Origin of the sequence: Pseudomonas reactans (genome assembly GCF_013387025.1) — a bacterium.
GTDB classification, from domain to species: Bacteria; Pseudomonadota; Gammaproteobacteria; order Pseudomonadales; family Pseudomonadaceae; genus Aquipseudomonas; species Aquipseudomonas reactans.
Genome location: NZ_JACAQP010000142.1, coordinates 1 through 721, shown reverse-complemented (window position 1 = coordinate 721; position 721 = coordinate 1). Strand labels below are relative to the sequence as shown.

Annotated in this window: 2 tRNA genes; both read right to left on the bottom strand. The window is 41.1% G+C overall.

The features are described from left to right. Positions 1 to 326: 326 nt before the first annotated feature. Positions 327 to 400, bottom strand: a tRNA-Asp gene (locus HX793_RS32240). 113 nt (positions 401 to 513) lie between these two features. Further along, positions 514 to 597: transfer RNA gene (locus tag HX793_RS32235), tRNA-Tyr, on the bottom strand. Positions 598 to 721: the final 124 nt, after the last annotated feature.

Below are 721 nucleotides of genomic sequence, written 5' to 3'. Positions count from 1 at the left end.
CACCCGTCCGTTTCCATTAACTACAAAACCCCAACAAACAATACAAGCGAAGTGGAAAAAGAGAGGAATTAGGTTGTAAATTTGAATGATCCAATTTTCTTTGGAAGACAAAGAAGTATGAGAAAGATGAGTCGCGGGAGAAAGGATGGAATATTCTATCAACTTCACTATTTTAGTTATTTTTATTTTAGTTTAGGGTTTGTTCTTTCTTCGACAGAATCCTGAAAAAAAGAGGGGAAACCCCTTGGGAATTAAATTATGTTCTCTGTCCCTTCTTTCATTTCACATAAAATGGAGAGGTGAATTGATGTACTTATTGGATCCGTCGGGACTGACGGGGCTCGAACCCGCAACATCCGCCTTGACAGGGCGGTGCTCTTGCCTATTGAACTACAATCCCAGGGAAATAAGAAGAGATCTAGCAGAAAATTTGGATTCTTTTTTCTTCTCTCTTATCAGGTATTTCTTAAGAACAAGAGGGTTCTACCATCTGATAGTCGATTGGCAAATTGTTGGGCCGAGCTGGATTTGAACCAGCGTAGACATATTGTCAACGAATTTACAGTCCGTCCCCATTAACCACTCGGGCATCGACCCAACGCCTAATTAGACGTTCCATAATCAACTTCCTTTCGTCTACCAGGCGGACTTGACAAATCCATTTCACTTTTGATAAAATCCTATTCCTATGGTCTTGGTATACCCCCAGAGGGACTTGAAC